General features: G+C 67.3%; 20 protein-coding genes. 13 read left to right on the forward strand and 7 right to left on the reverse strand.

Annotated elements, in window-relative coordinates:
- A partial coding sequence (locus IX761_RS22420) for an MATE family efflux transporter (protein WP_194791693.1) occupies positions 1-1,294 on the reverse strand: 1,294 nt, incomplete at its 3' end.
- Positions 1,295-1,559: 265 nt separating this feature from the next.
- Between IX761_RS22420 and IX761_RS22425 the strand changes: the two genes are divergently transcribed.
- Positions 1,560-6,458 (forward strand): alpha-2-macroglobulin family protein, encoded by a 4,899-nt coding sequence (locus IX761_RS22425; RefSeq protein WP_194791694.1) that lies wholly within the window; start codon positions 1,560-1,562, stop codon positions 6,456-6,458.
- A 163-nt stretch (positions 6,459-6,621) separates the two neighbouring features.
- On the opposite strand, the gene IX761_RS22430 is transcribed toward IX761_RS22425, so the two are convergent.
- Positions 6,622-6,915, reverse strand: coding sequence for a hypothetical protein (locus IX761_RS22430; protein ID WP_110992927.1), 294 nt, complete (start codon positions 6,913-6,915; stop codon positions 6,622-6,624).
- Positions 6,916-6,983: 68 nt separating this feature from the next.
- Here IX761_RS22430 and pbpC point away from each other — a divergent pair, with 68 nt between their 5' ends.
- Together pbpC and IX761_RS22440 are read left to right on the forward strand one after the other, a co-directional pair.
- Complete coding sequence (pbpC, locus tag IX761_RS22435; protein WP_194791695.1) at positions 6,984-9,332, forward strand: peptidoglycan glycosyltransferase PbpC; 2,349 nt, start codon at positions 6,984-6,986, stop codon at positions 9,330-9,332.
- A gap of 87 nt (positions 9,333-9,419) precedes the next feature.
- Complete coding sequence (locus IX761_RS22440) at positions 9,420-11,084, forward strand: ShlB/FhaC/HecB family hemolysin secretion/activation protein (protein ID WP_194791696.1); 1,665 nt, start codon at positions 9,420-9,422, stop codon at positions 11,082-11,084.
- A gap of 183 nt (positions 11,085-11,267) precedes the next feature.
- Here the strand turns inward: IX761_RS22440 and IX761_RS22445 are convergent, their stop codons facing one another.
- Positions 11,268-11,675 carry a response regulator gene (locus IX761_RS22445; RefSeq protein WP_194791697.1) on the reverse strand — a complete coding sequence of 136 codons (408 nt, stop codon included), beginning with the start codon at positions 11,673-11,675 and terminating at the stop codon, positions 11,268-11,270.
- A 48-nt stretch (positions 11,676-11,723) separates the two neighbouring features.
- Positions 11,724-11,906 carry a Flp family type IVb pilin gene (locus tag IX761_RS22450; protein ID WP_194791698.1) on the reverse strand — a complete coding sequence of 61 codons (183 nt, stop codon included), beginning with the start codon at positions 11,904-11,906 and terminating at the stop codon, positions 11,724-11,726.
- A 290-nt stretch (positions 11,907-12,196) separates the two neighbouring features.
- On the opposite strand from IX761_RS22450, the gene cpaB reads away from it, so the two are divergent.
- The 8 genes from cpaB to IX761_RS22490 are packed head-to-tail and all read left to right on the forward strand — an operon-like array spanning position 12,197 to position 19,648.
- On the forward strand, positions 12,197-13,141 hold the full coding sequence (cpaB, locus tag IX761_RS22455; protein WP_194791699.1) for a Flp pilus assembly protein CpaB: 945 nt from the start codon (positions 12,197-12,199) through the stop codon (positions 13,139-13,141).
- 18 nt (positions 13,142-13,159) lie between these two features.
- The gene (locus IX761_RS22460; RefSeq protein ID WP_194791700.1) at positions 13,160-14,458 is read left to right on the forward strand and encodes a type II and III secretion system protein family protein; all 1,299 of its coding nucleotides are present in this window, start codon (positions 13,160-13,162) and stop codon (positions 14,456-14,458) included.
- Positions 14,455-15,645 carry a pilus assembly protein gene (locus IX761_RS22465; RefSeq protein WP_194791701.1) on the forward strand — a complete coding sequence of 397 codons (1,191 nt, stop codon included), beginning with the start codon at positions 14,455-14,457 and terminating at the stop codon, positions 15,643-15,645. The genes IX761_RS22460 and IX761_RS22465 overlap by 4 nt, the downstream gene beginning before the upstream one ends.
- The gene (locus IX761_RS22470) at positions 15,642-16,898 is read left to right on the forward strand and encodes a CpaF family protein (RefSeq protein ID WP_194791702.1); all 1,257 of its coding nucleotides are present in this window, start codon (positions 15,642-15,644) and stop codon (positions 16,896-16,898) included. Before IX761_RS22465 ends, IX761_RS22470 begins: the two co-directional genes overlap by 4 nt.
- Positions 16,895-17,776 carry a type II secretion system F family protein gene (locus IX761_RS22475; protein ID WP_194791703.1) on the forward strand — a complete coding sequence of 294 codons (882 nt, stop codon included), beginning with the start codon at positions 16,895-16,897 and terminating at the stop codon, positions 17,774-17,776. The genes IX761_RS22470 and IX761_RS22475 overlap by 4 nt, the downstream gene beginning before the upstream one ends.
- A 2-nt stretch (positions 17,777-17,778) precedes the next feature.
- The gene (locus tag IX761_RS22480; RefSeq protein WP_194791704.1) at positions 17,779-18,666 is read left to right on the forward strand and encodes a type II secretion system F family protein; all 888 of its coding nucleotides are present in this window, start codon (positions 17,779-17,781) and stop codon (positions 18,664-18,666) included.
- Positions 18,667-18,676: 10 nt separating this feature from the next.
- A complete protein-coding gene (locus IX761_RS22485; RefSeq protein WP_194791705.1) occupies positions 18,677-19,378 on the forward strand; it encodes a hypothetical protein in 702 nt (233 codons plus the stop codon).
- 15 nt (positions 19,379-19,393) lie between these two features.
- On the forward strand, positions 19,394-19,648 hold the full coding sequence (locus tag IX761_RS22490) for a DUF3613 domain-containing protein (protein WP_194791706.1): 255 nt from the start codon (positions 19,394-19,396) through the stop codon (positions 19,646-19,648).
- 131 nt (positions 19,649-19,779) lie between these two features.
- On the opposite strand, the gene IX761_RS22495 is transcribed toward IX761_RS22490, so the two are convergent.
- Together IX761_RS22495 and IX761_RS22500 are read right to left on the reverse strand one after the other, a co-directional pair.
- Positions 19,780-20,562, reverse strand: coding sequence for a response regulator transcription factor (locus IX761_RS22495; protein ID WP_228533859.1), 783 nt, complete (start codon positions 20,560-20,562; stop codon positions 19,780-19,782).
- Between the two features lie 111 nt (positions 20,563-20,673).
- Positions 20,674-21,144 (reverse strand): A24 family peptidase, encoded by a 471-nt coding sequence (locus tag IX761_RS22500; protein WP_194791708.1) that lies wholly within the window; start codon positions 21,142-21,144, stop codon positions 20,674-20,676.
- Between the two features lie 75 nt (positions 21,145-21,219).
- Between IX761_RS22500 and IX761_RS22505 the strand changes: the two genes are divergently transcribed.
- Together IX761_RS22505 and IX761_RS22510 are read left to right on the forward strand one after the other, a co-directional pair.
- Positions 21,220-21,663 carry a TadE/TadG family type IV pilus assembly protein gene (locus tag IX761_RS22505; protein ID WP_194791709.1) on the forward strand — a complete coding sequence of 148 codons (444 nt, stop codon included), beginning with the start codon at positions 21,220-21,222 and terminating at the stop codon, positions 21,661-21,663.
- Complete coding sequence (locus IX761_RS22510) at positions 21,660-24,299, forward strand: ATP-binding protein (protein WP_194791710.1); 2,640 nt, start codon at positions 21,660-21,662, stop codon at positions 24,297-24,299. Before IX761_RS22505 ends, IX761_RS22510 begins: the two co-directional genes overlap by 4 nt.
- On the opposite strand, the gene IX761_RS22515 is transcribed toward IX761_RS22510, so the two are convergent.
- Positions 24,284-26,242, reverse strand: coding sequence for a pilus assembly protein TadG-related protein (locus IX761_RS22515; RefSeq protein WP_323744600.1), 1,959 nt, complete (start codon positions 26,240-26,242; stop codon positions 24,284-24,286). The genes IX761_RS22510 and IX761_RS22515 overlap by 16 nt on opposite strands.
- Between the last annotated feature and the right edge of the window lie 272 nt (positions 26,243-26,514).

Below are 26,514 nucleotides of genomic sequence, written 5' to 3' on the forward strand. Positions count from 1 at the left end.
ACCCCAGGGTTACCCCCCGCAATGCCATGAAGCCCAGGAAGGCCAGCCACAATCCATGGTTGCCCAACCCGCTCAGCGCCAGCGCAAAAGGCAGGGCGATGAGCACCGACAGCAGCATCGCATTGCGCATCTCCCGCGCCCGCGTGGCGCCGATGAACAATCCATCCAGCAGATAGCTCCACACCGCAATCAACGGCAGCAGCGCCAGGTAGGGCAGGTACGGATACGCCGCGTCGCGCACGCTGGCAATATCGGTCTGCAGGTCGATGAACAGGTGCCCGCCCAGCAGGAACACCCCGGCAAAGCCCAGGCTGACGATCAGCGACCAGCCACAGGCCACCACCAGTGCCCGCTTCAGCGCGTGACGATCACGTGCACCGATGGCGTGGCCACACAGGGCCTCCACCGCATGGGCCAGGCCATCCAGGGCGTAGGCGGTGAGCATCAGCCCATTGAGCAGCAGGGCGTTGGCCGCCACCGTGGCTTCGCCCAGGCGCGCGCCCTGCACGGTCAGCAGCAGGAACACCAGTTGCAACGCCAGGCTGCGCAGGAAGATGTCGCGGTTGACCGCCAGCAACGGGCGCCAGCTCTGCCAACGCTTGAGGGCCGCCCAGGCGATCTGCCCGGTGTGGGCGCGCAGCGCCGGGCGGGTGAGGGCCAGGCCGAGCAACGCGCCGCTCCACTCGGCGATCACCGAGGCCCGCGCCGAACCGACCACGCCCCAGTCCAAACCGAGGACGAACCACAGGTTCAGGGCGATGTTCAGCAGGTTGGTGCTCAGCAGGATCGCCAGCGGCGCGCGGGCGTTCTGCGTGCCGAGGAACCAGCCCACCAAGGCATAGCTGGCCAACGCCGCCGGCAACCCCAGCAGGCGGGTGTGGAAGAACGCTTCGGTGGACGCGTGCAGCGCCTGGCTGGGTTGCATGGCGTGCAGCGCCAGCTGGCTGAAGGGCAGGGCGAGCAGGCCGATCAGCAGGGCGAAGCCCAGCGCCAGCAGCAGCCCCTGCACCAGTACCTGGCGCAGTGCGGCGCCATCGGCGCGGCCGGCGGCCTGGGCGGCGAAGCCGGTGGAGCCCATGCGCAGGAAACCCATCAGCCCGACCATGAAGGTGAACAGCGTGGCACCGACCGCCACCGCACCCAGCTGGTGGGCGTGGGGCAGGTGGCCGATGACGGTGCTGTCGACCAGCGCCACCAGCGGTACTGAAATGTTGGACAGGATCATCGGCGCGGCCAGGGCCCAGACCTTGCGGTGGGTGGGGCGGTGGTGCCAGGCGGTGGACAGTTCAGACATGCGTAGGCCGGGAGTGCTTGGGGCCGCTTCGCAGCCCATCGCTGGCAAGCCAGCTCCCACAGGCTATGCGCCGAACCCTGTGGGAGCTGGCTTGCCAGCGATGGGGCGCGAAGCGGCCCCTTGTATGAAGGTCGGCCATTGTACCGGCCCGGCAACCAATCCGCGCGAACAGGGTCTCACTTGCCGCGCTGCGCCAGGTAAGCCCCCCCGGCCATGCGCTATAGTTGCCCCCTCACGTACACGCTGCCGAAGAGTTCCCTCTCAAATGCTCAACAAAGGATTGTTGCTGGCCTGCGCGCTGGCCCTGCTCAGTGCCTGTGACTCGTCCACCCCGGACAAGCAACCGGCGCCCGCCGAGAAACCCGCCGCCGCCGTTGAACAACCGACGGCCAAGCGCGAAGACCCGGCCGTGCTCGCCAAGCGCTACGCCGGCCGCGAACTGACCGTGCTGGATGTCTCGGAAGTGCAGCTCGACGGTGCCAGCACCCTGTCGGTCAGCGTCTCCGCACCACTGGACGCCAACCAAGACTTCGCCGCCCGCTTGCACCTGGTCGACACGGTCAAGGGCAAGGTCGACGGCGCCTGGGAACTCTCCGACAACCAGATGGAGCTGCGCCTGCGCCACCTCGAGCCGCAGCGCAAGATGGTCCTGACCATCGACAAGGGCCTGCTGGCGGTCAACGGCAACACGCTCGAGGCCGAGTCGGTCAGCCGCTTCGAAACCCGCGACATGCAGCCCACCGTGGGCTTCGCCAGCCGCGGCTCGCTGCTGCCCACGCGCCTGGCCGAAGGCCTGCCGGTGATCGCCCTGAACGTCGACAAGGTCGATGTCGAGTTCTTCCGCGTCAAGCCCGACATGCTGTCGAGCTTCCTGGTCAACTGGGGGCGCAATTCCAGCCTGTACTACTACCAGTCCAAAGAGACCCTGGAGATGGCCGAACTGGTGTACAGCGGCCGCTTCGACCTGAACCCTGCGCGCAACACCCGCGAGACCGTGCTGCTGCCGATCGCCGGGATCAAACCCTTGCAAGAACCAGGCGTGTACCTGGCGGTGATGCGTGCCTCGGGCACCTATGACTATTCGCAGCCGGCGACCTTGTTCACCCTGAGCGACATCGGCGTCTCCGCCCACCGCTACCGCGACCGCATCGACGTGTTCACCCAAGCCCTGGAAGGTGGCAAGGCGCTCAAGGACGTCACCCTCGAACTGCATGACGACAAGGGCAAGCTGCTGGCGCAGGCGAAGACCGATGGCGATGGCCATGCGCAGTTGCCGATCACCGCCAAGGCCGACACCCTGATCGCCACCCAGGGCGTGCACACCACCCTGTTGCGGCTGAACACCGCTGCCCTGGACCTCGCCGAGTTCGACATCACCGGCCCCCAGGCCAACCCCTTGCAATTCTTCATCTTCGGCCCTCGCGACCTGTACCGCCCGGGGGAGACGGTGCTGCTCAACGGCCTGCTGCGCGACCAGGACGGCAAGCCGATCAAGGCCCAGCCGGTCAACGTCGAAGTGCGCCGCCCGGATGAGCAAGTCAGCCGCAAGTTCGTCTGGGAGGCCGACCAGAACGGCCTGTTCCAGTACCAGCTGCAACTGGCCACGGAGGCCCCCACCGGCCGCTGGCAACTGCTACTGGACCTGGGCGGTGGCCGCAAGCAGGTCTACGAATTTCTCGTCGAGGACTTCCTGCCCGAGCGCCTGGCGCTGGAGCTCAAGGGCAGCAGCACACCGCTGTCGCCTGAAGAAACCGCCACCGTGCAGGTCAACGGCCGTTATCTCTATGGCGCCCCGGCCGCCGGCAATCGCCTGAGCGGCCAGGCCTATGTGCGCCCCCTGCGCGAAGCGGTGAAGGCGTTGCCGGGCTACCAGTTCGGCGCGGTCACCGAGACCGAGCTGAACCAGGACCTGGAGCTGGACGAGGTCACCCTCGACCCGAACGGCAAGGCCCGTATCGACATCGAAAGCCGCTGGAGCGAAGCCCGCTCGCCGCTGCAACTGACCGTGCAGGCCAGCCTGCAGGAGTCCGGGGGGCGGCCGATCACCCGCCGCCTGGAGCAGCCGATCTGGCCCGCCGAGCGCCTGCCGGGCCTGCGTGGCCTGTTCGACGGTGAGGAAACCGACGGTGACGGCCCGGTGGAGTTCGAGTTCCTGGTCGCCGACCAGGACGGCAACAAGCTGGCTGCCGACAACCTCAAGGTGCGCCTGGTGCGCGAGCGCCGTGACTACTACTGGAACTACTCGCAGAGCGACGGCTGGAGCTACAACTACAACGAGAAATTCCTCACCCAGGCCGAGGAGACCGTCAGCGTCAAGGCCGGCTCCACCGCCAAGCTGAACTTCCAGGTGGAGTGGGGCCCGTACCGCGTCGAAGTGGAAGACCCGCAGACCGGTTTGGTTTCCAGCCAGCGCTTCTGGGCCGGCTACCGCGCCCAGGACAACGCCGAGGGCGGCGCCGTGCGCCCCGACCAGGTGAAGATCGCCCTGGACAAGCCCGCTTATAAAGACGGCGCCACCGCCAAGGTCACTGTCACTCCGCCCGCCGCCGGTAGTGGCTACCTGATGATCGAGTCCGCCGATGGCCCGCTGTGGTGGCAGGAGATCGACGTGCCCGCCGAGGGCAAGACCTTCGATGTCGCGCTGGATAAACAGTGGGCGCGCCACGACCTGTACATCAGCGCCCTGGTGATCCGCCCGGGCGAGCGCAAGGCCAATGCCACCCCGAAACGTGCCGTGGGCGTGCTGCACCTGCCGCTGGACCGCGCCGAGCGCAAGCTCGCCGTCACGCTCCAGGCGCCGGAGAAGATGCGGCCCAAGCAACCGTTGACGGTGAAGTTCAAGGCCACCAACGCCGATGGCAGCGTACCGAAACAGATCCATGTGCTGCTGTCCGCGGTGGACGTGGGCATCCTCAACATCACCGACTTCAAGACCCCCGACCCATTCGCCAGCCTGTTCGGCCGCAAGGCCTACGGCGCCGACCAGCTGGATATCTACGGCCAGCTGATCGAGGCCGGGCAGGGCCGCCTGGCCAGCCTGGCCTTCGGCGGTGACGCCGCCATGGCCAAGGGCGGCAAGCGCCCGAACACCACGGTGACCATCGTTGCCCAGCAGAGCGTGCCGGTAACCCTGGATGAAAAGGGCGAGGGGCAGGCTACGGTCGACATCCCCGACTTCAATGGCGAACTGCGCCTGATGGCCCAGGCCTGGACCGATGAGCACTTCGGCATGGCCGAAGGCAAGACGGTGGTCGCCGCGCCGCTGATCGCCGAGCTGTCGGCGCCGCGCTTCCTCGCCGGCGGCGACCGCACCAGCCTGGCGCTGGACCTGGCGAACCTGTCCGGCCGTGCCCAGCAACTGACCGTGCAACTGGCCGCCGAAGGCCAGCTGAGCCTGGCCACCGGTGCCCAGCAGAACGTCACGCTCGCCGAGGGCCAGCGCACTACGCTGATGATCCCGGTGCAGGCCCAGGGCGGTCTCGGCCAGGGCAAGGTGCGCGTACAGGTCAATGGCCTGCAACTGCCGGGCGAGCCGGCCAACGCCTTCGAGCGTGAATGGACTTTAGGCATTCGCCCGGCCTATCCGGCGCTGCTCAAGCACTACCGCGTGGCCCTCAAGGACCAGCCGTGGAGCCTGCCAGAGAGCGACCTGGCTGCGTTCGAACCGGCGGGCCTGGAGGCCAGCCTGGTGCTGTCGAGCCGCCCGCCACTGAACCTCGCCGAGCAGATCCGCGCCCTCGAGGCCTACCCGTACGGCTGCCTGGAGCAGACCACCAGCGGCCTGTACCCGTCGCTGTACGCCGATGCCGATAGCCTCAAGCGCCTGGGCATCAAGGGTGAACCGGCCGACGTGCGCAAGCGCAAGATCGAGATGGGTATCGAACACCTGCTGGGCATGCAGCGCTACAACGGCAGCTTTGGCCTGTGGAGTTCGGACAGCGAAGAGGAGTACTGGCTGACTGCCTATGTCAGCGACTTCCTGCTGCGCGCCCGCGAGCAGGGCTACGGCGTGCCGGCCGAAGCCTTGAAGAAGGCCAGCGAACGCCTGCTGCGCTATGTGCAGGAGCGCAACCTGATCGAGGTGGACTACAGCGACAACGCCGACCACACCCGCTTCGCCGTGCAGGCCTACGCCGGCCTGGTGTTGGCGCGCAGCCAACAGGCGCCGCTGGGTGCCTTGCGCGGGCTGTTCGATCGCCGCGCCGATGCCCGCTCCGGCCTGCCGCTGGTGCAGTTGGCGGTGGCGCTGGACAAGATGGGCGACAAACCGCGTGCGCAGCAGGCGTTGCAGGCGGGGCTGGCGGTCAGCCGTGGCAAGGGTTGGATGGCCGACTACGGCAGCGCCCTGCGTGACCAGGCGCTGATCCTGGCCCTGTTGCAGGAAAACAACCTGGGCGGTAACCAGGTCGACCAGCGCCTGTTCGCCCTGTCTGACGAGCTGGCGGCCAACCGCTGGCTGTCGACCCAGGAGCGCAATGCACTGTTCCTCGCCGGCCGTGGCCTGCTGGGTAAACCAGAGGGCGAATGGAAGGCGCGCCTGGACAGCGCTGGCGAGGTCCGCGAGTTCAACAACAGCGATGCCGGCATGAAGCTCGAAGGCCCGTTGCTGGCCTCACCGCTGACCGTGCAGAACCAGAGCGGCGACACCCTGTACCAGCAACTGACGCTGTCCGGTTACCCGCGCCAGGCCCCGGCTGCCGGCGGCAATGGCATGGAGATCCGCCGCGAGTACCTGGGCATGAACGGTGAGCCTTTGGATGTGCGCAACCTGCGCAGCGGTGACCTGGTGTTGGTGCACCTGGCGCTCAAGGCCCAGGACCGCGTGCCCGATGCGTTGGTGGTGGACCTGTTGCCGGCGGGCCTGGAGCTGGAGAACCAGAACCTGGCGCAGAGCGCCGCCAGCCTGGACAACGCCAGCAGCGCGGTGAAGCAATGGCGCGAGTCGATGCAGAACGCCAGTGTGGTGCACCAGGAATATCGCGATGATCGCTACGTGGCCGCGCTCAAGCTCGACAGCTACGGCACCACCCACCTGCTGTACCTGGCGCGGGCGGTGACCCCGGGCAGCTACCGCATCCCGCCGCCGCAGGTGGAGTCGATGTACCGGCCGAACCTGCAGGCGGTGGGCGAGAGCCAGGGTGAGATGACGGTGCGCGCCCGCTGAGCCGGCGCGTGCCTTTGTAGGAGCGGCCTTGCCGGGGCGCCGGACCGGCCGGAAAGGGCCGCAAAGCGGCCCCAGGATTTCAGCATCAGTGCGAAGATGCTGGGGCTGCTATGCAGCCCTTTCGCGACACAAGGCCGCTCCTACAGAGCGCTGCGTCAGGCCTTCAATGCACCACCCAGCTCAACACCCACAACCCCAGCAACGCCCAGATGATCCCGAGGATGATCGATGCCCGCATGAACGCGCGCACCGCCGAGTACAGCAGCATCAGGCCGACGATGAGGGCAAGGATGCTGACCAGCGAGGTGTCCATGCCCAACGTGCGCGCCAGGCCATCGATGAAATTGCCGCCGGCGTTGGCCAACAGGTTGAACAACCCACCCAGACCGTCGACGATGAAGCGGATCACCGACCCCAGTACCTGCCCCAGCCACTCGAAAAAACCTTCTACATGCATAGTCGCTTCCTGATCAACGAATCGGCGAATCCCAGCCTTTGGCCATCACCTGGCCCGGTCGGTTCCCGATGCCTAGCTTAGCGCGCCCTCGCCTGATTCGGCTGCTGCGCCATGGCGCCGTTGGCGTGCTGCTGGCCCTGGCCCTGCTGTGGCTGGCCGACCGCCTGTGGCCACTGCCGTTGCCGGGCGACGACCTGGCACGGGTGGTCCTGGCCGAGGACGGCACGCCGCTGTGGCGCTTTGCCGATGCCGAGGGCGTGTGGCGCTACCCGGTGAGCCCGGACGACGTCTCGCCGCTGTACCTGGAGGCCTTGCTCGCCTACGAGGACCGCTGGTTCTACCACCACCCCGGGGTGAACCCCATGGCCCTGGCCCGGGCGGCCTGGCTCAACCTGCGGGGCGGGCGCGTGGTCTCCGGCGGCAGCACCCTGTCGATGCAGGTGGCGCGCCTGCTCGACCCGCACGACCGCACCCTGGCGGGCAAACTGCGCCAGCTGTGGCGCACGGCCCAGCTGGAGTGGCACCTGTCCAAGCAGCAGATCCTGCAGATCTACCTCGATCGCGCACCCTTCGGCGGCACTTTGCAGGGGGTGGCGGCAGCCAGCTGGGCGTACCTGGGCAAGTCGCCCAAGCACCTCACGCCGGCCGAGGCCGCCTTGCTTGCCGTGCTGCCCCAGGCGCCGAGCCGGCTGCGCCCGGACCGCCATCCTGAACGCGCCCAGCGTGCCCGCGACAAAGTGCTGCAGCGCCTGGACGAGTATCGGGTGTGGCCCGCCCAGCGCATCACCGAGGCCCGCGAAGAACCACTGCTGCTGGCGCCGCGCCAGGAGCCGGCATTGGCACCGTTGTTGGCCCGGCGATTGAACACCGTCGACAGCCCGCCGCTGATCCGCACCACGATCGATGCTGCGTTGCAACGGCGCCTGGAAGACCTGCTGCTGGGCTGGCGCGCGCGCCTGCCCGAGCGCACCTCGGCGGCCCTGCTGGTGGTGGAGACGCAGAACATGGCGGTGCGTGCCTACCTGGGCTCCATCGACCTGGGTGACGAGCGCCGCTTCGGGCATGTCGACATGATCCACGCCCTGCGCTCGCCTGGCTCGACCCTCAAACCCTTCCTGTATGCCATGGCCATGGACGACGGCCTGATCCATTCCGAGTCGTTGCTGCAGGATGTGCCGCGGCGCTACGGCGATTACCGCCCAGGCAATTTCTCCATGGGCTTCAGCGGCCCGGTGTCGGCCAGTTCGGCGCTGGCGTTGTCGCTCAACCTGCCGGCGGTGCAGCTTTTGGAGGCCTACGGGCCCAAACGCTTCGCCGCGCAGATGCGCATGGGCGGCATGCCGCTGGTGCTGCCGCCGCTGGCCGAGCCGAACCTGTCGCTGATCCTCGGTGGGGCGGGCAGCCGCCTGGAGGACCTGGTGGGTGGTTACGCCGCCTTCGCCCGTGATGGGCGCAGCGCCAAAATCCGCCTGCAACCCCAGGACCCGTTGGTCGAGCGGCGCCTGCTGTCCCCAGGTTCGGCATGGATCACCCGGCGCATTCTCAGCGGCCAGGCACGCCCCGACCGCGACCCGCACGCCGAACTGGTGCAGCGCCCGACGCTGGCCTGGAAAACCGGCACCAGCTATGGCTTTCGCGACGCCTGGTCGGTGGGCGTCGGCCCACGCTACCTGATCGGTGTGTGGATCGGCCGCCCCGACGGCACCCCGGTGCCGGGCCAGTTCGGCCTGGCCTCGGCGGCGCCGCTGATGCTGCAGGTGCATGACCTGCTCAGCAACCGCGACAGCCAGCGCGGTATCGAGGTGCCCGTCGAGGCGGTGCCGGCTTCGGTGGGCGTGGCGGCGATCTGCTGGCCGCTGGGGCAGCCGATGAACCGCCAGGACATTAACTGCCGGCGCCAGCGCTTCGCCTGGACGCTCGACAACACCACGCCGCCCACCTTGCAGGCGGCCGACCAGCCGCTGGGGCTGGGCCTGCGCGAGACGGTGTGGGTCAACGACCAGGGGCTGCGGGTCGATGCCGGCTGCCCGGGCGCTGTCGCCCGTGACGTGGCGCTGTGGCCGGCGCCGCTGGAGCCTTGGCTGCCACGCATGGAGCGGCGTGCCGCGCGCTTGCCGGCGGCCGACCCCGCCTGCCCGCCGCAGGTGGCGAGCACTGCGCCGCCACTGTCCATCGTCGGGGTGCGTCCGGGCGACAACCTGCGCCGCCCGGCCACCAGCCGCGAGCCGCTGCAACTGTGGCTGTCGGCGCTGGGTGGGGGAGGCCGGCGCTGGTGGTTCCTCAATGGCCAGCCGCTGGGGGAAACCCAGGGCCAGGACACCCTGCTGGTGCGCTTCGAACAGCTTGGGCAGATGGAAGTCAGCGCACTGGATGAGAGCGGCGAAACGGCGCGGGTGGCGTTCCAGGTCAGCCAGTAGTGGCTGTTTGCCGTGCCTGCACCTACGCTTGCTGTCACGGGGCGCCCAGCCGGTGCCCCGGTATCCAACGGATCATGGAGCGTCCGCATGCGTCGATTGGGTATGACGATGGTGTTGCTGTACTGGAGCGGCCTGGCCCGTGCAGAGCCCCTGCCGACGTTCCTCGACAGCACGGCAACCGAGCGCCGCCTGCCCACGGCAAACCGCCCGCTGGACAGCTACCGCCCAGACGCCTCCAGGTTGCAGGTGTCGGTGCCGGGTGCCCCGCAGTCGGTCTCGATGGAGGCCCGCGTGCACGTGCGCAAGGTGCGCTTCGAGGGGGGCACGGTCTTCTCCCTGAGCGACTTGCGTGACCATTACCAGCCGCTGATCGGCCGCGACGTCAGCCTGGCCGAGCTGGCGGATGTCACCCGGCGCCTCACCCAGCGTTACCAGCAGGAGGGCTACCTGCTCTCGTACGCCTACCTGCCCCCGCAGGACTTCGATGACGGGCGGGTGCGCGTGGTGCTGGTCGAAGGGTATATCCACGACTACCAGGTGCAGGGTGAGATCGGCCCGGCACGTGCTTATCTGGACCAGTTCATGGCCAGGCTCATGGCCGAGCGGCCACTGACCCGCGAGACGCTCGAACGCTACACCAGCCTGGCCAACCGCATTCCCGGTGTGACCTTTCAGGCCCAGGTACAGCCATCCACTGCCGGTGAAGAGGGCGCGCAGTTGATCGGGCAGGTTACGCGCAAGCCTTACAGCGCCAGCCTGCAAGTCAATGACGGCAGCCGCGACGAGCCGCAGGCCCTGCTGGGTGTGAGCCGCAACGCCCAGACCCGCATGGCCGAGCAACTGAGCGCCAGCGTGCTGGTGCCCCCGGATGAGGAACACGCACGTTACTACCGCCTCGGCTACGCCCAGTACCTCGACAGCGAAGGCTCGCAGCTGCAGGTGTCCGCCTCACGCTACCGCAGTGAGCCCAATACGCGCGTGCGCCTGCGCAACGGCCGCGACCTGGACCAACGCCGGGAGAACCAACGCTACGCGATCGGCTTCAGCCAACCGCTGATTGCCTCGAGCAACGAGTGGCTAGACGCGGTGGCACGCTTCTACGTGGCTCGCGACCGTGTCGACTACCCGGTGACCGGCGCGCCCTTTGCGCTGGACAGCGAGACCAACCTGCGTGTGTTGTCGTTCGAAGGCGACTGGCGCAAGGCCGAGGCTCGCCGGCTGCGCATGGTCAGTGCCGGGGTGTACCAGGGGTTGGATCAGTTCGGGGCGCGCAGCAATACCGATGACGACCTGGACTTCCTTCGCCTGCGTGTGTCCGGCGTACAGAGCGACAATTTCACCGAAAACTGGCAGGGCGTGGGCTCGGCAGCGGCGTACTGGAGCAACGACAGCCTGCCCGACAGCGAGCGCGTCTTGTTTGGCGGGCAGTATTTCGGCCGGGGTTACCCCAGCGACCAGGCTGCTGGTGACAAAGGCTGGGGCCTGGCCTACGAGGTGAACTACAGCTTCCATCGTGATGGCAGCTGGCTGAAAGTTTTGCAGCCCTATGCCGTGCTCGACACTGCTCGGGCCTGGTTCAACCAGTGGGAGGTGCAGGCCGCGCACATGACCTCCGCTGCGCTCGGCCTGCGTTTTGGCGATGGGCGTGCTTGCAACATCGCGGTCGAGGTGGCCAAGCCGATGGCGGATGTTGCCCTGGATAGCCTCGACCGGCGGCCGCGGTTGACGCTGAGTGTCAGCGTCCAGCTTTGATTACGTCGAACGAGCCGGCTCCACCTGATGGCTCGCACGCCCCTGTAGGAGCGGCCTCGTGTCGCGAAAGGGCTGCGTAGCGGCCCCAGGATTTCAAATACACCTCAAGATTGCCGGGGCCGCTACGCAGCCCTTTCCGGCCGGTCCGGCGCCCCGGCAAGGCCGCTCCTACAGAGGACTGTGTCAGGGCACCGCTTGCAACAGCGGCTTGGGAAACAGGTTCTCCAGCGTCTCCAGCAGGCGCGCGTGGTAGATCGGCTTGCGGAACAAATCCAGCACCTGTAGCCGCAACAGGTCGCTGACATCGTCCATGTCGGCGTGCCCGGACATGACGATCACCGGCAGGTGCTGGCGCGCGGTGTGGTCGCGCAGCCGCCGGATCAGGCCGATGCCGCTCTCCTCGGGCATGCGCAAGTCGGTGATCACCAGGCCGACATCGGGGTGGCGGGTGAGCTGGTGCAGGGCGGCGTTCACCGAGTTGGCGGTGTGGCAGCAGAAGCCTTCGTTCTCCAGCAGCTCGGCCAGCTCCAGCAAGGCCTCCTCCTCGTCATCCACCAGCAGTATCTGTTGACGCAAGAAAGAGGTCGGCATGGTCGGCTCCCCAAGGTCTTGATCAAACGGCATGCACGCAGCAGGGGGTTACTGGGTGATAGCGGTCTGGATCGATTGCATGATGCTCTTCACCTCATCGCCGATGGGGGTGACGAAGCCGGCCATCACCACCGCGACCATGGCCGCGATCACCGCGTACTCGATGCCGGAGGCACCGTCTTTGCGTTGCAGGAAGGTGATGCAGTGAACGAAGATTTTTTGCAGCAGCATGGCGGCAGCTCCTCGCGCTCGATCGGCGCTGGTCGGCGGGGCTTGAAAAGTGACACCCCTTTGCCATCACAGCATCGCCAAGCCATGGCGGGCTGCAAATGTAACAAAGCATTAGTCCAAAAGTAGTAATCGTGATCAGCGCGGCTAAGTTTCTGTTTTGGCTATGCGTCAATTTCATGGCTCAAAAAACGCGGTGCAGTTAATGGCGAATCGACTGGGCTCGGCTACCGTGCAATAGCGAAATAGTTTCTTTTTGCCAGCATCGCTCCAGGGGCGCAGGGAGGGCGGAAATGAGCAGTCGCTTGACCATGATCCTCGCTGGCTTCTTTCTTCTCGCTGCCCTGCTCGCCGGCTACTGGGGCTTGCGCCTGAGCCGCCCGGCGCAGCCTGTGCCAGCACCGGCCACTGCGCCCGTTGACGCTCCCGCCCCTGTTGTCGCCACGCAGCCGGCCCCTCCACCCGAACCTCCCCGTACGCCCATCGTGGTGTTGCGCAGGGCCGTGCCGGCCAACACCCCACTGACGGCGGATGATGTACTGGTCGAGCGCCTGCAAGTGGTACCCGCCGGCGCCTTCCAGCAAACCGAGCAAGTACTCGGGCGCAGCAGCTCGCGGCCCCTGGCCGCCGGCAACTGGCTCGACGAGACGAGCTTCCAGGCGGGTGGGCCGCTGGCGCGGATGATCCGGCCCCACGAGCGCGCGGTGGCGGTGGCGGTGGACGATGTGATCGGTGCGGGCGGGCAGTTGCGCCCCGGCGACTATGTCGATGTGCTGCTGTTCCTGCGTGAAGAAACCAACAACCCGCAGTCCTCCGCCCAGGTGGTGCTGCCGGCCCTGCGCGTGCTCAGCGTCGACCAGCAGACCGGCCTTGCCAACGACGGCCGCCCGGCGCAGACCGCCGAAGAACAGAAGGCGCGTCGCGACCTGCAAGCGCTGAACAGCAACCCCACCCGCACCGTCGGGTTGGCGGTACCACAGAGCCTTGCCAGCCGGCTGATGCTGGCCGCCCAGGCCGGCACCTTGCGCCTGGCCGTGCGCAGCGCCGACGAGCAGCTGCTGGCGCGCTACTGGTCGGGCCAGGATGCCAACCTGCAACTGGACGCCGCCAGCCGCGAACTCTACCGCTTCAGCCAGTTGTCCCAGGTACCGCTGGCCAGCCCGACCGCCGTTGCGGCTGCTCCCACCATGCAGATCATTCGCGGCGCCCAGGCGGGCGACCCGAACAAGACTCCCTGACCCGGCAAGGATGCATTCATGCGTAGTTCTTTGCGTCGTTCTTCGCGCCGTCTTGTGGCGCTCCCGAGCCTGCTGGGCATCGCCCTGGCGGTGTGTGTGCCGCAAGCCCTGGCCGCTGGCAAGGGCTGCTCGGGCTTCGACCAGTTGCCCTCGGTGATCGAGATGGACCAGGGCCTGCAACAGGAACTGCGCCTGCCGGTGGCGATCACCCGTGCGGCGGTGGGCGAACCCAAGGTCGCCGACGTGCAGCCCAGCGGTGAACGTGCGGTGCTGCTGACCGCGGTGGGGCAGGGCACTACCAGCCTGATGCTGTGGACGGCCTGCGCGGCGCAGCCGCACCGCGCCATGCTGTTCGTCAAGGGCCGGGCCAGCGCCGACATGGCCGAGGTGGCGCAGCCGCCTGCCGGGCAGGAGCCGTTGCCGATCCAGGTGCAGGCCGATATTCGCTTCGTCGAAGTGCGCCGGCAAAAGTTCAAGGAGGCCGGTACCCGGCTGTTTTTCAAGGGCTCGAACAACACCCTCATCGGTTCGCCTGGGACGGTACCCAACACCGTGGTTCGGCCTGGCTACGTCCCCGGTATCCAGACCGGTACCAACCCGGTCACCTATGCCGACGTGCGCCCCGGCATCCCGCTCGACAACAACGTTTTCAACATCGTCTGGGGCGGTGGCAGCAGCCGCTTCCTGGCCATGATCAACGCCCTGGAGAACAGCGGTTTCGCCTACACCCTGGCACGCCCCAGCCTGACCGTGCTCAGCGGTTTGACCGCCAGCTTCCTGGCCGGCGGCGAGGTGCCCATCCCGGTGCCCAGCAGCGGCAGCGACAACGTGTCGATCGAGTACAAGGAGTTCGGTGTGCGCCTGGCACTGACCCCCACGGTGGTCAGCCGCGACCGCATCACCCTCAAGGTGGCGCCTGAAGTCAGCGAGCTGGACTACACCAACGCCGTGGTCATTGCCGGCACCCAGGTGCCGGCGCTCAGTGTACGGCGCACCGACACCAGCATCTCCCTGGCCGATGGCGAGAGCTTCATCATCAGCGGCTTGATCAGCAGCAACGTGCGGTCTGGTGTGGACAAGCTGCCGGGCCTGGGCAACCTGCCGATCATCGGTGCGTTCTTCCGCCAGTCGGCGCTCAGCCGCGAAGAGACCGAACTGCTGATGATCGTCACCCCGCACCTGGTCCAGCCGCTGGCCGCCGACGCGCGCCTGCCGGAGCTGCCGGGCGAGGGGCTGCGCACCTACGACCCCAGCTGGGGCCGGCTGTTCTTCATGGAAAACGGCAGTTTCGACGGCCAAGGTGGGTTGTCCCGATGAGCGAAAGCCAGAACCAGACTTACCTCGCCCTGACCCGCAACGAGGACGACCTGCATTGGTTGCAGGGCGCCCTGGCGCCGTTGGGGCAAGTAATTGGTGCCAGCGGTGGCACCCTCGACGAGTTGCTGGCGTTGGTCGACATGACCTTCAGCAACCTGGTGTTCATTGGCCTGGACCGCGAACAGCTGATCGCTCAGTGCGCGCTGATCGAAGGCATGCTCGAGGCCAAGCCGATGCTGGCCATCGTCGCCCTGGGCGATGGCATGGACAACCAGCTGGTGCTGCACGCCATGCGCGCCGGCGCCCGCGACTTCGTCGCCTATGGTTCGCGTGCCAGCGAAGTGGCCGGGCTGGTGCGGCGCCTGGGCAAGCGCCTGCCGACGGTGGCCAGCAACCCCAGCCTAGGTGGCCTGAGCGTGCTCTATGGGGCGCAGCGTGGGGCCGATGGCGCGCTGCTCACCACGCACCTGGCGCGGGTGGTGCAGGACAGCGGCCAGCAGACCCTGCTGCTCGACCTGGGCTTGCCGCGCGGCGACAGCCTGGCGCTGCTGGGGCTGGAGGCGTCGTTCCATTTCGGTGATGCCCTGCGCCACTTGCGCCGCCTCGACGCTACCCTGATCGACAGTGCCTTCACCCGCGACAAGGGCGGCCTGCGCATTCTCGCCTATGCCGCCAGCGACGACGCGCTGGAGCAGACCAGCGCCGCCGAGCTGTACATGCTGCTCAGCGCCCTGCGCCAGCACTTCCAGCACATCGTCCTGAACCTCACCGGGCAGGCCGACAGCGAAGCGTTGCGCACCCTGGTCAGCCACTGCGACAAGCTGATCCTGTATACCGACCAGAACATCCTCGACTGCCGGCGCAACCTGGAAGTGCTCGAGCAGTGGCGTGACCGGGGCATCAAGCTCGACCACGCCAGCCTGTTGGTCGACCGCTTCATGCGCCATGTAGCACCAGACGCCGAGGCCCTGGCCAAGCGCTACGGGCTGGCGCTGCTCAAGGTCATGCCGTACAGCGCCGAGTTGCGGCTCAATGCCAAGAACCAGGGGTTGAGCCTGTTCGAGCTGGCCCCGCGCGAGGCCCTCAGCCAGGCCTTGCGCGAGCTGGGCGAGCGCCTGGCAAGGCGTTCGGAAAACCTGGCGCCCCCGACCCATGCCTGGCTGCGCCGCCTGTGGAGCCACCGATGAGCAGCGAAGAACCCTTTGGCGGGCCGCGCCATGCGGCCAACGATCCGCAGGTGCTCAAGCGCGCCCTGCACCGGCATGTCATCGATGCCATCGAGGACACCGGGCGCAACCTGCTTGAAGGCGCGCGTCCGGCCTTGGCGCAATTCGTCCTTGAACAGGTCGGCGACTATGTCGCCCGCCTGCGCCTGGCCTTGTCGCGCTACGAGATGGAGCGCCTGGCCGAAGAGATCGTCGATGAGTTGACCGGCTACGGCCCGCTCGAAGTGCTGCTGCGCGACCCCACCGTCACCGAGATCCTGGTCAACGGCCCGTACCGGGTGTTCGTCGAGCGCGGCGGCCTGTTGCAGCAGACCGACCTGCGCTTCATCGATGCGCACCATGTCGAGCGGGTGATGCAGCGGGTGCTGGCGCCGCTGGGCCGACGCCTGGACGAGTCGTCGCCGATGGTCGACGCGCGCATGCCCGACGGCAGCCGGGTCAACGCGATCATTCCGCCGGTGGCGCTGGACGGGCCCTGCCTGTCGATTCGCAAGTTCCGCCAGGACATGCTCAAGAGCGCCGACCTGCTCGCCACCCGGGCCATCGACCAGGCCATCTTCGACTTCCTCGAACGTGCCGTGCGCCTGCGTTGCAACATCCTGGTCAGCGGCGGCACCGGCACCGGCAAGACCACCTTGCTCAACATCCTCAGCCAGATGATCGCGCCCCAGGAGCGCCTGGTGACCATCGAAGACGTGGCCGAACTGCAATTGCACCACCCCCACGTGGTGCGCCTGGAAACCCGTCCGCCGAACGCCGAGGGCCATGGCGAGATCAAGGCCAGCGAGCTGATCCGCAATGCCCTGCGCATGCGCCCCGACCGCATCATCCTCGGCGAGATCCGTGGCGCCGAGGTGGTCGATGTGCTGACCGCGATGAACACCGGTCACGACGGCTCGATGAGCACCGTGCACGCCAACAGTGCCCAGGACGCGCTGCTGCGCCTGGAGACCCTGGTTGGCCTGACCGGGCGCCAGGTGGCCGAGAAAACCCTGCGGCAGATGGTCTGCGCGGCATTGGACGTGGTGATCCAGCTGACCCGCCTGCCCGATGGCCGGCGTTGTGTGAGCGAGGTGCTGGAGGTGGTCGGTGTGCGCGACGACGTGTACGTCACCAACACCCTGTTCCGCCTCGATCGGCGCGGCGGCGATGTCTTCCTGCGCGAGGCGCCGCACCCGGCCGGGGCCAAGCTGCGCCACGAGGGCGTGCTGTGATCGGCCCGCTGCTGCTGGCGCTGGCACCGCTGTGCCTGGGCATGGCGTTGTTGCTGTGGCGCCTGGCCCTGCGCAAGCGCGGCGAGGAACGCATCCTGCAACGCCTGGGCCGGGCCTACCGCGCGGTGCGTGCCGGCAGCGCCCGGCGCGACTGGCTCGACCCGCTGTTGCAGCGCGCCGGCCTGGCCCAGGGCGAGCTACGACTGCGCTACTGGCTGATGGCCTGGTTCGGCCTGGCGCTGGCGGCCGGCTTGGCCGGTGGTTGGAGGGCGGCGCTGCTGGTGTTGGCGGGGCTGCCTTTGCTCGGTTATGGCTACCTGGTCTGGCGCTGCCGGCGCCGGCTGCAACGCATCGTCCAGCAACTGCCCGGGTTGCTCGACTACAGCGTGCGCAGCCTCAAGGCCGGGCGCACGCTCAGCGACGCGGTGCTGGGCGGCATCGACAGCACCCGCGAGCCACTGCATTCGGCGATGCTGCGGGTGCGGCGCAACGTGCAACTGGGCGTGGCGCTGGAGGATGCGGTCAGCGAGCTGGCCGAGCTGTACCGCCAGGACGAGCTGCGCCTGTTCGCCCTGGGCTTGCGCATCAACCAGCGCCACGGTGGCAACGCCAGCGAACTGATGGAGAACTTGATCAAGCTGATCCGCGAGCATGAACAGGGCGATCGCCAACTGCGCGCGATGACCGGCGAGACCCGCATCACCGCATGGATTCTCGGGGCGCTGCCGCTGGGCATGGTCGGTTACTTCCTGCTCGCCAACCCTGGCTACCTGCTGGCCATGTGGCGCGACAGCCACGGGCAGTCGATGCTGCTGCTGGCCTTCGCCCTGCAAGCCATCGGTTGCCTGGTGCTGTGGCGCATGATGAGGAGCCTGTGACCATGGCCCTGTTGCTCAGTGCCTTGTGCCTGTTCGCCGCCTTCGCCCTGCTGGCCTTGCAGGCGGCACGCCAACTGCGCGCCCGTCAGCGGGTAGCGCGGCGCCTGCAAGGCCGGCTGGCCCGGGACGAGCGCCTGGGGGACTGGCTGCACTGGCTGGGCAGCAGCCCGCTGGGGCAGCGCCTGCAACGGCTGGATGGCGAAACCCAGGCGCTGCTCGATCGCCTGGGCTGGCGGCGCAGCCGGCAGCGGGCGCTGTTCGCCGCCCTGCAACTGGGGCTGCCGCTGCTGTTGACCGGGGTGGTACTGGTGATGGTGCATGGCTTGCCGGGGGAACGCCGTGGCAACTGGATGGTGCTGGTGCTGTGCGCGCTGGGCGCCGGCTACCTGCTGCCCAAGCGCCTGCTGGCGGCCGCCGCCGCGCGCCGCCAGCGGCGGATCGCCCTGGAGGTGAGCCTGCTGATCCCCTTGCTGCGCATTCTGTTCGAGACCGGCCTTGCGGTGGAGCAGGCCTTGCGGGTGCTGGCCCAGGAGGGGCGTGGCCTGGTGCCGAACATCAGCGAAGAGTTGCGCCTGGTATTGCAGCGGGTCGACTCGGGCCTGGCGTTGGGGCCGGAGCTTGAGAAGACCGCGCGCCTGCTGGCGGTGGACGAGTTCATCGACACCTGTGTGGTGCTGCAGCAGTTGCTGGTGCAGGGCAGTGGCTCGATGAAGTCGCTGCTGGCGCTCAAGGCGTTGTTCGACGACCGGCGCCTGACGGGCCTGCAGGAGCGGGTGTCGAAGATGTCGGCGAAAATGTCGGCGGTGATGATGGTGTTCCTGTTCCCGGCCTTGCTCATCGTGCTGGCCGGGCCGGGCTTTTCCGCGTTGGCGCGGGCATTGGGATCCTGAGGGGGAATGGATGAAAGCGATCATGCTGTTGACGGGCCTGTTGCTGTTGACCGGCTGTGCCGGCCAGTCGAGTGAAAGCCTGGGCCGCCTGTTCAGCGGTGGCAGCTGTGGCAAGCCCGACGCCGACCAGCAACTGAGCCTGGACATGGCCGACCAGATGATCAGCGAAGGCCGCCCGCATGCCGGGCTTGCGCACCTGGAACAACTGCCTGAAACCCTCGACCAGGTGCGCCTGCGCAAGGCCAAGGTGTTGCGCCTGCTCGGGCGCGGCGAGGCCGAGCCGCTCTACCGCAGCCTGGTGGGTGGCTGCCTGGCGGCTGAGGGCGAACATGGCCTTGGCCAGCTGGCTGCGGCCCGCGGCGATGACACCCAGGCCCTGCGCAACCTGCAACGGGCGGTGCGCCTGGCGCCGACCGACGAGAAAGTGCGCAACGACCTGGGGCTGGTGCAGATGAAGTTGGGCAACCATGAGCAGGCGCGCTTCGAGTTCCTCACCGCCATCGAGCTGAAAGATGACAACGCCCTGCCAGCGGTCAACCTGGTCACCCTGGCGCTGGTGCAGGACAACTGGGCGCAGGCCGAGGACCTGGTCAAGCGCCTGCACCTGAAGCCCGAGCAGTTCGCCGAGGCCCAGGCCCGTGCCACGCAGCTCAAGGCCAGCGGGCGCGGCCGGCTGGCGGTGAGCAGCACACCGGCGACGGCCATCAATTAAAGAGGGGAGGTGATCATGTTCAGACCCTGGACACTCATGGCGTGCCTGGCCATGCCACTGCTGGCGCAGGCCCAGGAACCAAGGGCCGAAACGGCCACCGAAGCGCTGCTGCGGGTACAGGCCAGCAACCGCCAGGCGTCGCCCGTGCTTCAGCAACAGACCGACAAGGAGCGGGACCAGTCGATGCAGCGCTGGCTGGACACCTACAAGTACGAGATTCCCGACTTCTATCGCTGGACCAAGATCAGCTCGTCGAACAATGGCGGGTGAGAGGGGGCCGGACAGCGTCATCCCGTAGGAGCCAGCCTTGCTGGCGAACCAGGCAACGCGGGGCATGGCACCGGCTAGGCCGGTGTTCGCCGGCAAGGCCGGCTCCTACGGCGACCGCGCATGCTTGTTGTTCAGTGGGTGATGAAACGCTGATGCACGGGCGAGGAGCGGGGTGTCAGCGCCAGCGCCAGCTGGGTGCGGTTGTGCATGTGGGTCAGGCGCAGTACCTGCGAGACGTAGAGCTTGACCGTGTTCTCGGTGATGCCCAGCTCGCAGGCGATCTGGTAGTTGGTCTTGCCCTTGCTCACCAGCTTGGCCACTTCCAGCTGGCGGGGTGACAACTTTTCGAAGGCCGGTGGCAGCTCGGGCTCGGTGTCTTCGACATCCGTGGACCTGCGGTGGGTACCCTGGCCTCGGGCTTTTTCCAGGTCCTGGTAGAGGTCGTCGATGGACTCCGCCAGTTCCTGCAAACGCTGGTTGAGGCTGCCCAGCACGTGGACGTTGCGCTGCCGCTCCAGCAACGCCTCTTCCTGGCGGCGTATGCCTTCGAGCAGTTCGTCGAGGTCCATGGGTTTCTGGTAGTAGTCGGCGAAGCCTTCACGCAAGGCGCGGATCACGTCCTGCTTTTCGGCGCGGCCGGTCAGCATGATCGCCTCGAACATGCGCTGGCTGCCGGTGATCTGCTTCAAGGCGCGAACCAGTTCGATGCCATCGCGCTCGGGCATGTGCAGGTCGCACAGCACCAGGCCGATGGCTTCGTCGGCGATGTAACACTCGATGGCCTGGTCGGTGGAATGAGCCGGGATGCAGCGGTAGCCGGCATGTTCAAGAAAATCGCACAGCTCTTCGACGATCAATGGCTGATCGTCGACAACCAGAACCTTAACCTCACTGACGGACTTGTTCACGATCAACTCCCTGTCGTATCGGCCTCGCTCCCGGGCCAGAGGCGATGGCAGCAAGAAAAGTAGTCGCACTTTGCAATTATGTACATGGACTCTACACCTATTCCGGTGGTTCAGTCGCTATTGGATCCAAACGGCGGTGAGCAGGAAGCCTGCCAGCACATAGGGGGCAAAGGGCTGCTTGTCGCCGACTTCTTCGGCGAGCTTCTGCAAGCGCTTCTTCAGCTTGGGGTTGAGCAGGGTCCACAGCCGGCGCCGGCCAAGCAGCCAGGCCAGCACGGTGATACCGGCACCGATGAAGGTGCCCAGTACGTACTGCGGGCTGGTGGCCAGGGCCAGGGCGCCCATCAGCTTGACGTCGCCGGCGCCGAAGCGGCCGAGCATGTAGCCGGGCAGCGTCAGCAGCATGACGATGGCCAAGGCCCAGCCGGCTTCGCTGGCATCGGCGCCGATCCAGCTGTGCCCGGTGCTGAACAGCCACAGCAGCGCGCAGGCCGCGCCCCCGAGGGTCAGGGCGTTGGAAATCTGTCGTTCGCGGACATCTTGTTCGGTGCACAAGGCAAGCCACATCAGGAGAACAATGCTTTGCATTGGCAAATTGCCATCCCTATTCGTTGAACGGTTCTATGCTGTCAGACAGGTCTCACAGTCAGGGTAGACGCGATCATGCAAGCAAGCCCGGCGGGACGGCAAAAAGGCGCGGCAGCCATCGAGTTTGTCGCGGTGTTCATGGTGTTCTTCGCGGTGTTCTATGGCGTGGTCAGCTATGCGCTGCCGATGCTCATGCTGCAGTCGTTCAACCAGGCCAGCAGCGAGGCGGTGCGCCGTTGCGTGGCCGTCGACCCGGCGAGCGCCACCTACGCCAGCGACGTGCAGGGCGTGGCGCGCCAGGTGATCGGCCAGCAACTGGCCTGGATGCCGGCGGCCCTGGGCTTCAGCGTCGCGGGTGACACCCGGGTCACCGTGGGGGCGGACAAGCTGCTGACGGTGGCCATCGACTACCCGCGTGAGCGGCTTGAACGGGTGGTGCCGGTGTTGGTGCTGCCGGTGATCGGCGAAGTGCCGAAGCTGCCCGAGCGTTTGCAGGCCCAGGCGAGCCTGCAACTGTGAGCGGCAGCCTGTTCGACCGCTGGCGCACGCCGCCAGCGCCAGCCGCTTATGAGCCAGAGCCCTTGCCTGCCGTCGGCTTGCAGCTGCTGCTCGACGACGAAGGCCGGGTGCTGCGCCTGGCGGGGCCGCTGCGCACCTTGCTGGCGTTGCCCGGGCAGCCTGGTGCGCGGCTGCATGACTATTTGCAACGGCACAGCTGGCTGGTGATCGAGGGCGAGCCCGGCGACTGGCAAGGGCAGCCGCTGGACCTGGACTTCCATACCGTGATGGGCCACGACCTGCATACCCGGGGCTGGTTGCAACGCCATGGCCAGGCCTGGCTGCTGCAGCTGTTCGATATTGGCGACCTGTTGCGCGAGCAGCGCTGGGACCGACAACGCCCCTTGTTCGGTGAAATCGGCCACGCCTTGCGCGAATGCGGTGCCGAGCGCCTGGTGCAGACCGCCAGCGAGCAGTTGCAAACCCTGGCCGAGCACTGGCAGGCCACGTCGTTGCGCCTGATGCTGCGCGAGCACGGCGGCTGGCGCCATTTCGCCAGCAGCGAGGGCCGCTGGCCGTGGCCGGACGATGGCCGCTTGCAGCGCTGGCTGCTGCGCCTGCCTGCGCAAACCCTGATCGAAGTGAACGATGACCCCGAGCTGCTGGCCCTGTGTGGTGGCGTCTCGTTGTTCCTGCTGCCCTATCGGCAGGGGCAGGATGCCGAGGCTTGGTTATTGTGCGCAGGCGCCGCCCAGGTACCCCCGGCCGACATGGCGCTGGCCTTGGCGCGAACCCTGGTCGAGCCACTGCTGGCCCGCCATCGTCGCCAGCAATTGGGGCAACAGGCCAGCCATCTCGACGACCTCCAGCAGCAGCTGGGCGCGGGCTGGTGGGAGTGGCCGCTGGAGGGCGCGCTGCAACTGGACCCGGCACTGGCGGCGACGCTGGGCTTGCCGCGCCAGCTCGGCCTGGAGCAGTGGCTGGCGCACCTGCACCCGGCTGACCGTGAGCCTGCGCAGTTGGCGTTGCAGCAGGCCCGCGAGGGCCAGGCGCTGAGCCTGAGCCTGCGTGTGTGCGAAGCCGATACCGCGTGCGCGCCGCGCTGGTTCCACTGGGTGGGGCAATTGCAGGGCCGGCAGTTGCGCGGCTTTCTGCTCGACATCAGCGCGCTGAAGGCCCAGGAGCAACAGGCCGGCGCCGCCCGTGCGCGGCTGGAAAACCTTATCGCCAGCTCGCCGGCGGTGATCTACGTGCAGGCCTGCGTCGACGGGGCGCTGCACAGCACCTTCTTCAGTGCCAGCCTGGGGCCGCTGCTGGGGTGGCCGGCCGATGGCGAGCTGGCACGTCAGCCGGGCCTGGCGGTGCACCCGGACGATCGCCCGTTGTGGCTGGAGCGCACCCGTTGCCTGCTGCGCGAGGGCCAGGTGCGCTGCCGCTATCGCCTGCGCGACCAGCTGGGTGGGTATCACTGGATGCTCGACGAAGCGCGCCTGCTGCGCGACGACCTCGGCCAACCGCAGGAGGTGGTGGGCTTGTGGCTGGATGTCAGCGAAGCCACCGAGGCCGCCGAGCGCACGCGCCAGAGCGAGGAGCGCTACCGGCTGCTGGTGGAGGATTCCCCTGCGATGATCTGCCGCTACCGCCCTGACCTGACCCTGGTATTCGGCAACCGGCCGCTGGCCGACTATCTGCATTGCACGCCCGAGCAACTGGTGGGCGCCGACCTTGGCCAATGGATGTCCACCAGCCAGCGCGAGGCCTTCGTCCAACGCCTGCGGGCACTGACACCAGAGCAGCCCCAGAGCAGTGCGGAAATCTGCCTGGAGCTGCCCGGCCGCGAGCATGCCTGGTGGGTGTGGGCGGACCGTGGGCTGTTCGACGAGCAAGGGCGCCTGCTGGAGATTCAGGCGGTGGGCCGCGACAACACCGAGGTGCGGCGCAGCCAGCAACAACTGCTGCAGGGGGCGAAGATGGCCACCCTGGGCGAGCTGGCAACGGGCCTGGTGCACGAGATCAACCAACCGCTCAACGTGATGCGCATGGCGGTGGTCAATGCACTCAAGCGCCTGGAGAACGGTGCGGCCGACCCGGCCTACTTGCAAGACAAGCTGCGCCGTATCGAGGCCCAGGTGGAGCGTGCTGCGCGGCTGGTCGAGCATATGCGCGTGTATGGCCGGCGCTCGGCGGTCGAGCGCGTGGGCTTTGCCGCCTGGGGCGCGGTAGAGGGGGCGCGCGCACTGCTCGAGGAGGGCCTGCGTGGCAAGGGCGTGAGTCTGCATATCGACGCGCCCGCCGAGCAGCCGCAGGTGCTGGGCCAGCAAGACCAGTTGGAGCAGGTGCTGATCAACCTGGTGGTCAACGCCCGCGACGCGCTGCTCGAACAGCGCTGTGCACAGCCCTGGATCCGGGTGCGCCAGTGCCTGCAAGGCGCACGCCTGTGCCTGCAGGTGGAGGACAACGGCGGCGGCATCGACCCGCACCTGCACGAGCGCATCTTCGAACCCTTCTTCACCACCAAGCCGGCCGGGGTGGGTACTGGCCTGGGCTTGTCTGTCAGCCATGGCATCGTCAGCCACATGGGCGGCAGCCTGACGGTGAGCAACGGCGAAGCGGGGGCGTGCTTCCGGATCGAGTTGCCGGTTCACTGCACCAGTTGAGCGTGGCCGCTGGTGCAACTGAGGTTGGCGCCGACCTGGGCAGTGGCCAGGTCGATACCGAGGCCTTTGAGCAAACCATTGAGCAGCGGGTCGAGCAGGGTACTCAACAGGTTCTTGATCAGCGGCTCGAGGATGTTCTTCACCCCATCGAGCAGGCCGGCGGTGAGCACCAGAACGTCGCCAAGTACAGTACTGCTTTTCGGCTTGTACGCTTCCAGATGGACGCCCAGGAGTGTGTTCGAGAGGCTGGCGACTACCTGGGGTTGATTGCTGTCCATCAACTGCCAGGTCGGGCTCTGGCCGATGTTCGATGGGGCGAAGTTGCTGGCGAATACCAGCAGCTTTTCGCCCGGCGCTCCTGCGAGCACGGTGCTGTCGATGCGTACGCCGATACCGCCGCCAGCGAGTGGTACTCGAGTGCCGCAGGCAGGCGGCAGGAACAGGATGCGGCTACAGACGTTGGTGCCGATGTCGATGAGAGGCAGGGGCCTGACCGGGTTGTTGATGGGGTCGCTGCCTTGTTCGAGGAACCGTTGCGGTGAGTCGAAACGGCCGACAGAGAGCTTTGCCGCCGAGCGCTGGGTCAGGGTGGTCAGGCTCTTCGGTGAGCAGCTGTAGTTGTCAGGGGGGGCTGGCCGCAACCGGCTGCTGGCCTGTGCCACCTCCAGACCGACCTGCAAGCTGGCGTTGCCGGGTACCAGGATGATGTCGCTGACCTTGCAGGGAACACCCAGTGCGCAGGTCAGCGAGTTGACGGTGCCCAGCAGGTTGAGGCTGAGCAGGTTGTTGAGGACATTGGTCAGCGGGGCCGCCAGGTCGAGGACGGCATTGAGCAGACCGGTGACGAACTGCAAGACGGGCAGGTCCAGTGATATCAGTGCGCGGATCTGGGCGGTGTGTACCCGCAATGTATCGGTGCGTGGATCACCGATTGCGGACATTTGGGCCGGCTCGATTATGCGCAGCTGAACTTTACCGCTCGCCAACCCCAGGATACTGATGGGCAGCTCGGCATTGACCGCGCGTTCCTGGGTCGCTACCAGAATGACGCCCTGCACCAGCTGCAACAGCTGGATGCTGGTATCCAGCCCGGCCTGGGCGGTACCGCTCTGGATATTCAGCAATTGGCCGACGGTCATCTGATCGGGGAGGTCAAGCGCTACTTTGAGCAGATTGGTCGTCACGTCGGCGGCGACGCCCCCTTTTTGCAGCACGGTGGCTGCGGCTTTGAGCAAGGTGGTGGCGCTGGTGTCCAGGTTCAGCAGTTGTTGGTAGTCGCCCACATCCAGGTGCAGGTCCACCGCCAGTTGATCAAGGTACTTGAGCAGGTTGAGCTGGGTGTTAGCGATGCCCTGCCAACCCAGCAGGTCAAGCTGCGTATTGCCACCCAAGGCCTTTAGCAGGGCATTGAGCACGGCACCCTGGTTCGAGTTGACCGTGGCCAGGCTGCTGCGGATGCTCAGCATCGCCTGCGGTGGGCTGGCCTTGGCCGCCACCGCGCTGGCATGCAAGTTGGTGGTACGCGCGAAGTTGCCGTCGATCCAGCTGAACAACCCGCCGCCGACGCTGGTGGTCACCTGCTTGCCGACTTCGACCTTGATCGCCTCGGGGCGGTTTGCGTCGGCGGTGAAACTGCGCAGGTTGCCGGCGCCGGTGGTCAGGTAGCCGCAGCTGGCCACCAGCGGGTCGCTGACGGCATGACCGTTACGGGTGGCGGCGGTGCGGGCCAAGGCCGAAGCCTGCGGGCCGCTGCCGGTACAGACTCCAGCGTGTTCGGCGGCCTCCAGCGCGGCCATGTCGGCGATACGCTGCAGCTTGCGCTGCTCGAGGTAGAGGCGCCCGCTGTCGACGCTCAGCAGCATGAACAACAGGGCCAAGCCCAGGGTCAGCGCGGCCATCAGGCCGATTGCGCCGCGTTGGCGCACAGCGAATCGGGGAACCACGGGCACTCCTTTGCCGGCCAGTGGCCCGGCAGCGCGGCGGCGGTGCAAGGAGTGTAGTCAAGGTGATGGCACGTTGCCTTGGTGGCGTTACCGTGGCTGTTCGCCCTGTAGGAGCGGCCTTGTGCCGCGAAAGGGCCGCAAAGCGGCCCCATGGCCCTAGCGTGCGCCACAGATAGCCGGGGCTGCGATGCAGCCCTTTCGCGGCACAAGGCCGCTCCTACAGGGAATGTGCAAAATTAAAGCTGTAGGAGACGGTTTGTCGGGGCAACGGC

This window comes from Pseudomonas sp. UFMG81, from assembly GCF_015354575.1.
Taxonomy (GTDB): domain Bacteria; phylum Pseudomonadota; class Gammaproteobacteria; order Pseudomonadales; family Pseudomonadaceae; genus Aquipseudomonas.

What these genes read in the sequence shown, in the direction of transcription:
- IX761_RS22425 (WP_194791694.1), top strand. Translation starts at nt 1,560, where the DNA reads ATGCTCAACAAAGGATTGTTGCTGGCCTGCGCGCTGGCCCTGCTCAGT.
- IX761_RS22430 (WP_110992927.1), bottom strand. Translation starts at nt 6,915, where the DNA reads ATGCATGTAGAAGGTTTTTTCGAGTGGCTGGGGCAGGTACTGGGGTCG.
- pbpC (WP_194791695.1), top strand. Translation starts at nt 6,984, where the DNA reads ATGCCTAGCTTAGCGCGCCCTCGCCTGATTCGGCTGCTGCGCCATGGC.
- IX761_RS22440 (WP_194791696.1), top strand. Translation starts at nt 9,420, where the DNA reads ATGCGTCGATTGGGTATGACGATGGTGTTGCTGTACTGGAGCGGCCTG.
- IX761_RS22445 (WP_194791697.1), bottom strand. Translation starts at nt 11,675, where the DNA reads ATGCCGACCTCTTTCTTGCGTCAACAGATACTGCTGGTGGATGACGAG.
- IX761_RS22450 (WP_194791698.1), bottom strand. Translation starts at nt 11,906, where the DNA reads ATGCTGCTGCAAAAAATCTTCGTTCACTGCATCACCTTCCTGCAACGC.
- cpaB (WP_194791699.1), top strand. Translation starts at nt 12,197, where the DNA reads ATGAGCAGTCGCTTGACCATGATCCTCGCTGGCTTCTTTCTTCTCGCT.
- IX761_RS22460 (WP_194791700.1), top strand. Translation starts at nt 13,160, where the DNA reads ATGCGTAGTTCTTTGCGTCGTTCTTCGCGCCGTCTTGTGGCGCTCCCG.
- IX761_RS22465 (WP_194791701.1), top strand. Translation starts at nt 14,455, where the DNA reads ATGAGCGAAAGCCAGAACCAGACTTACCTCGCCCTGACCCGCAACGAG.
- IX761_RS22470 (WP_194791702.1), top strand. Translation starts at nt 15,642, where the DNA reads ATGAGCAGCGAAGAACCCTTTGGCGGGCCGCGCCATGCGGCCAACGAT.
- IX761_RS22480 (WP_194791704.1), top strand. Translation starts at nt 17,779, where the DNA reads ATGGCCCTGTTGCTCAGTGCCTTGTGCCTGTTCGCCGCCTTCGCCCTG.
- IX761_RS22485 (WP_194791705.1), top strand. Translation starts at nt 18,677, where the DNA reads ATGAAAGCGATCATGCTGTTGACGGGCCTGTTGCTGTTGACCGGCTGT.
- IX761_RS22490 (WP_194791706.1), top strand. Translation starts at nt 19,394, where the DNA reads ATGTTCAGACCCTGGACACTCATGGCGTGCCTGGCCATGCCACTGCTG.
- IX761_RS22500 (WP_194791708.1), bottom strand. Translation starts at nt 21,144, where the DNA reads ATGCAAAGCATTGTTCTCCTGATGTGGCTTGCCTTGTGCACCGAACAA.
- IX761_RS22505 (WP_194791709.1), top strand. Translation starts at nt 21,220, where the DNA reads ATGCAAGCAAGCCCGGCGGGACGGCAAAAAGGCGCGGCAGCCATCGAG.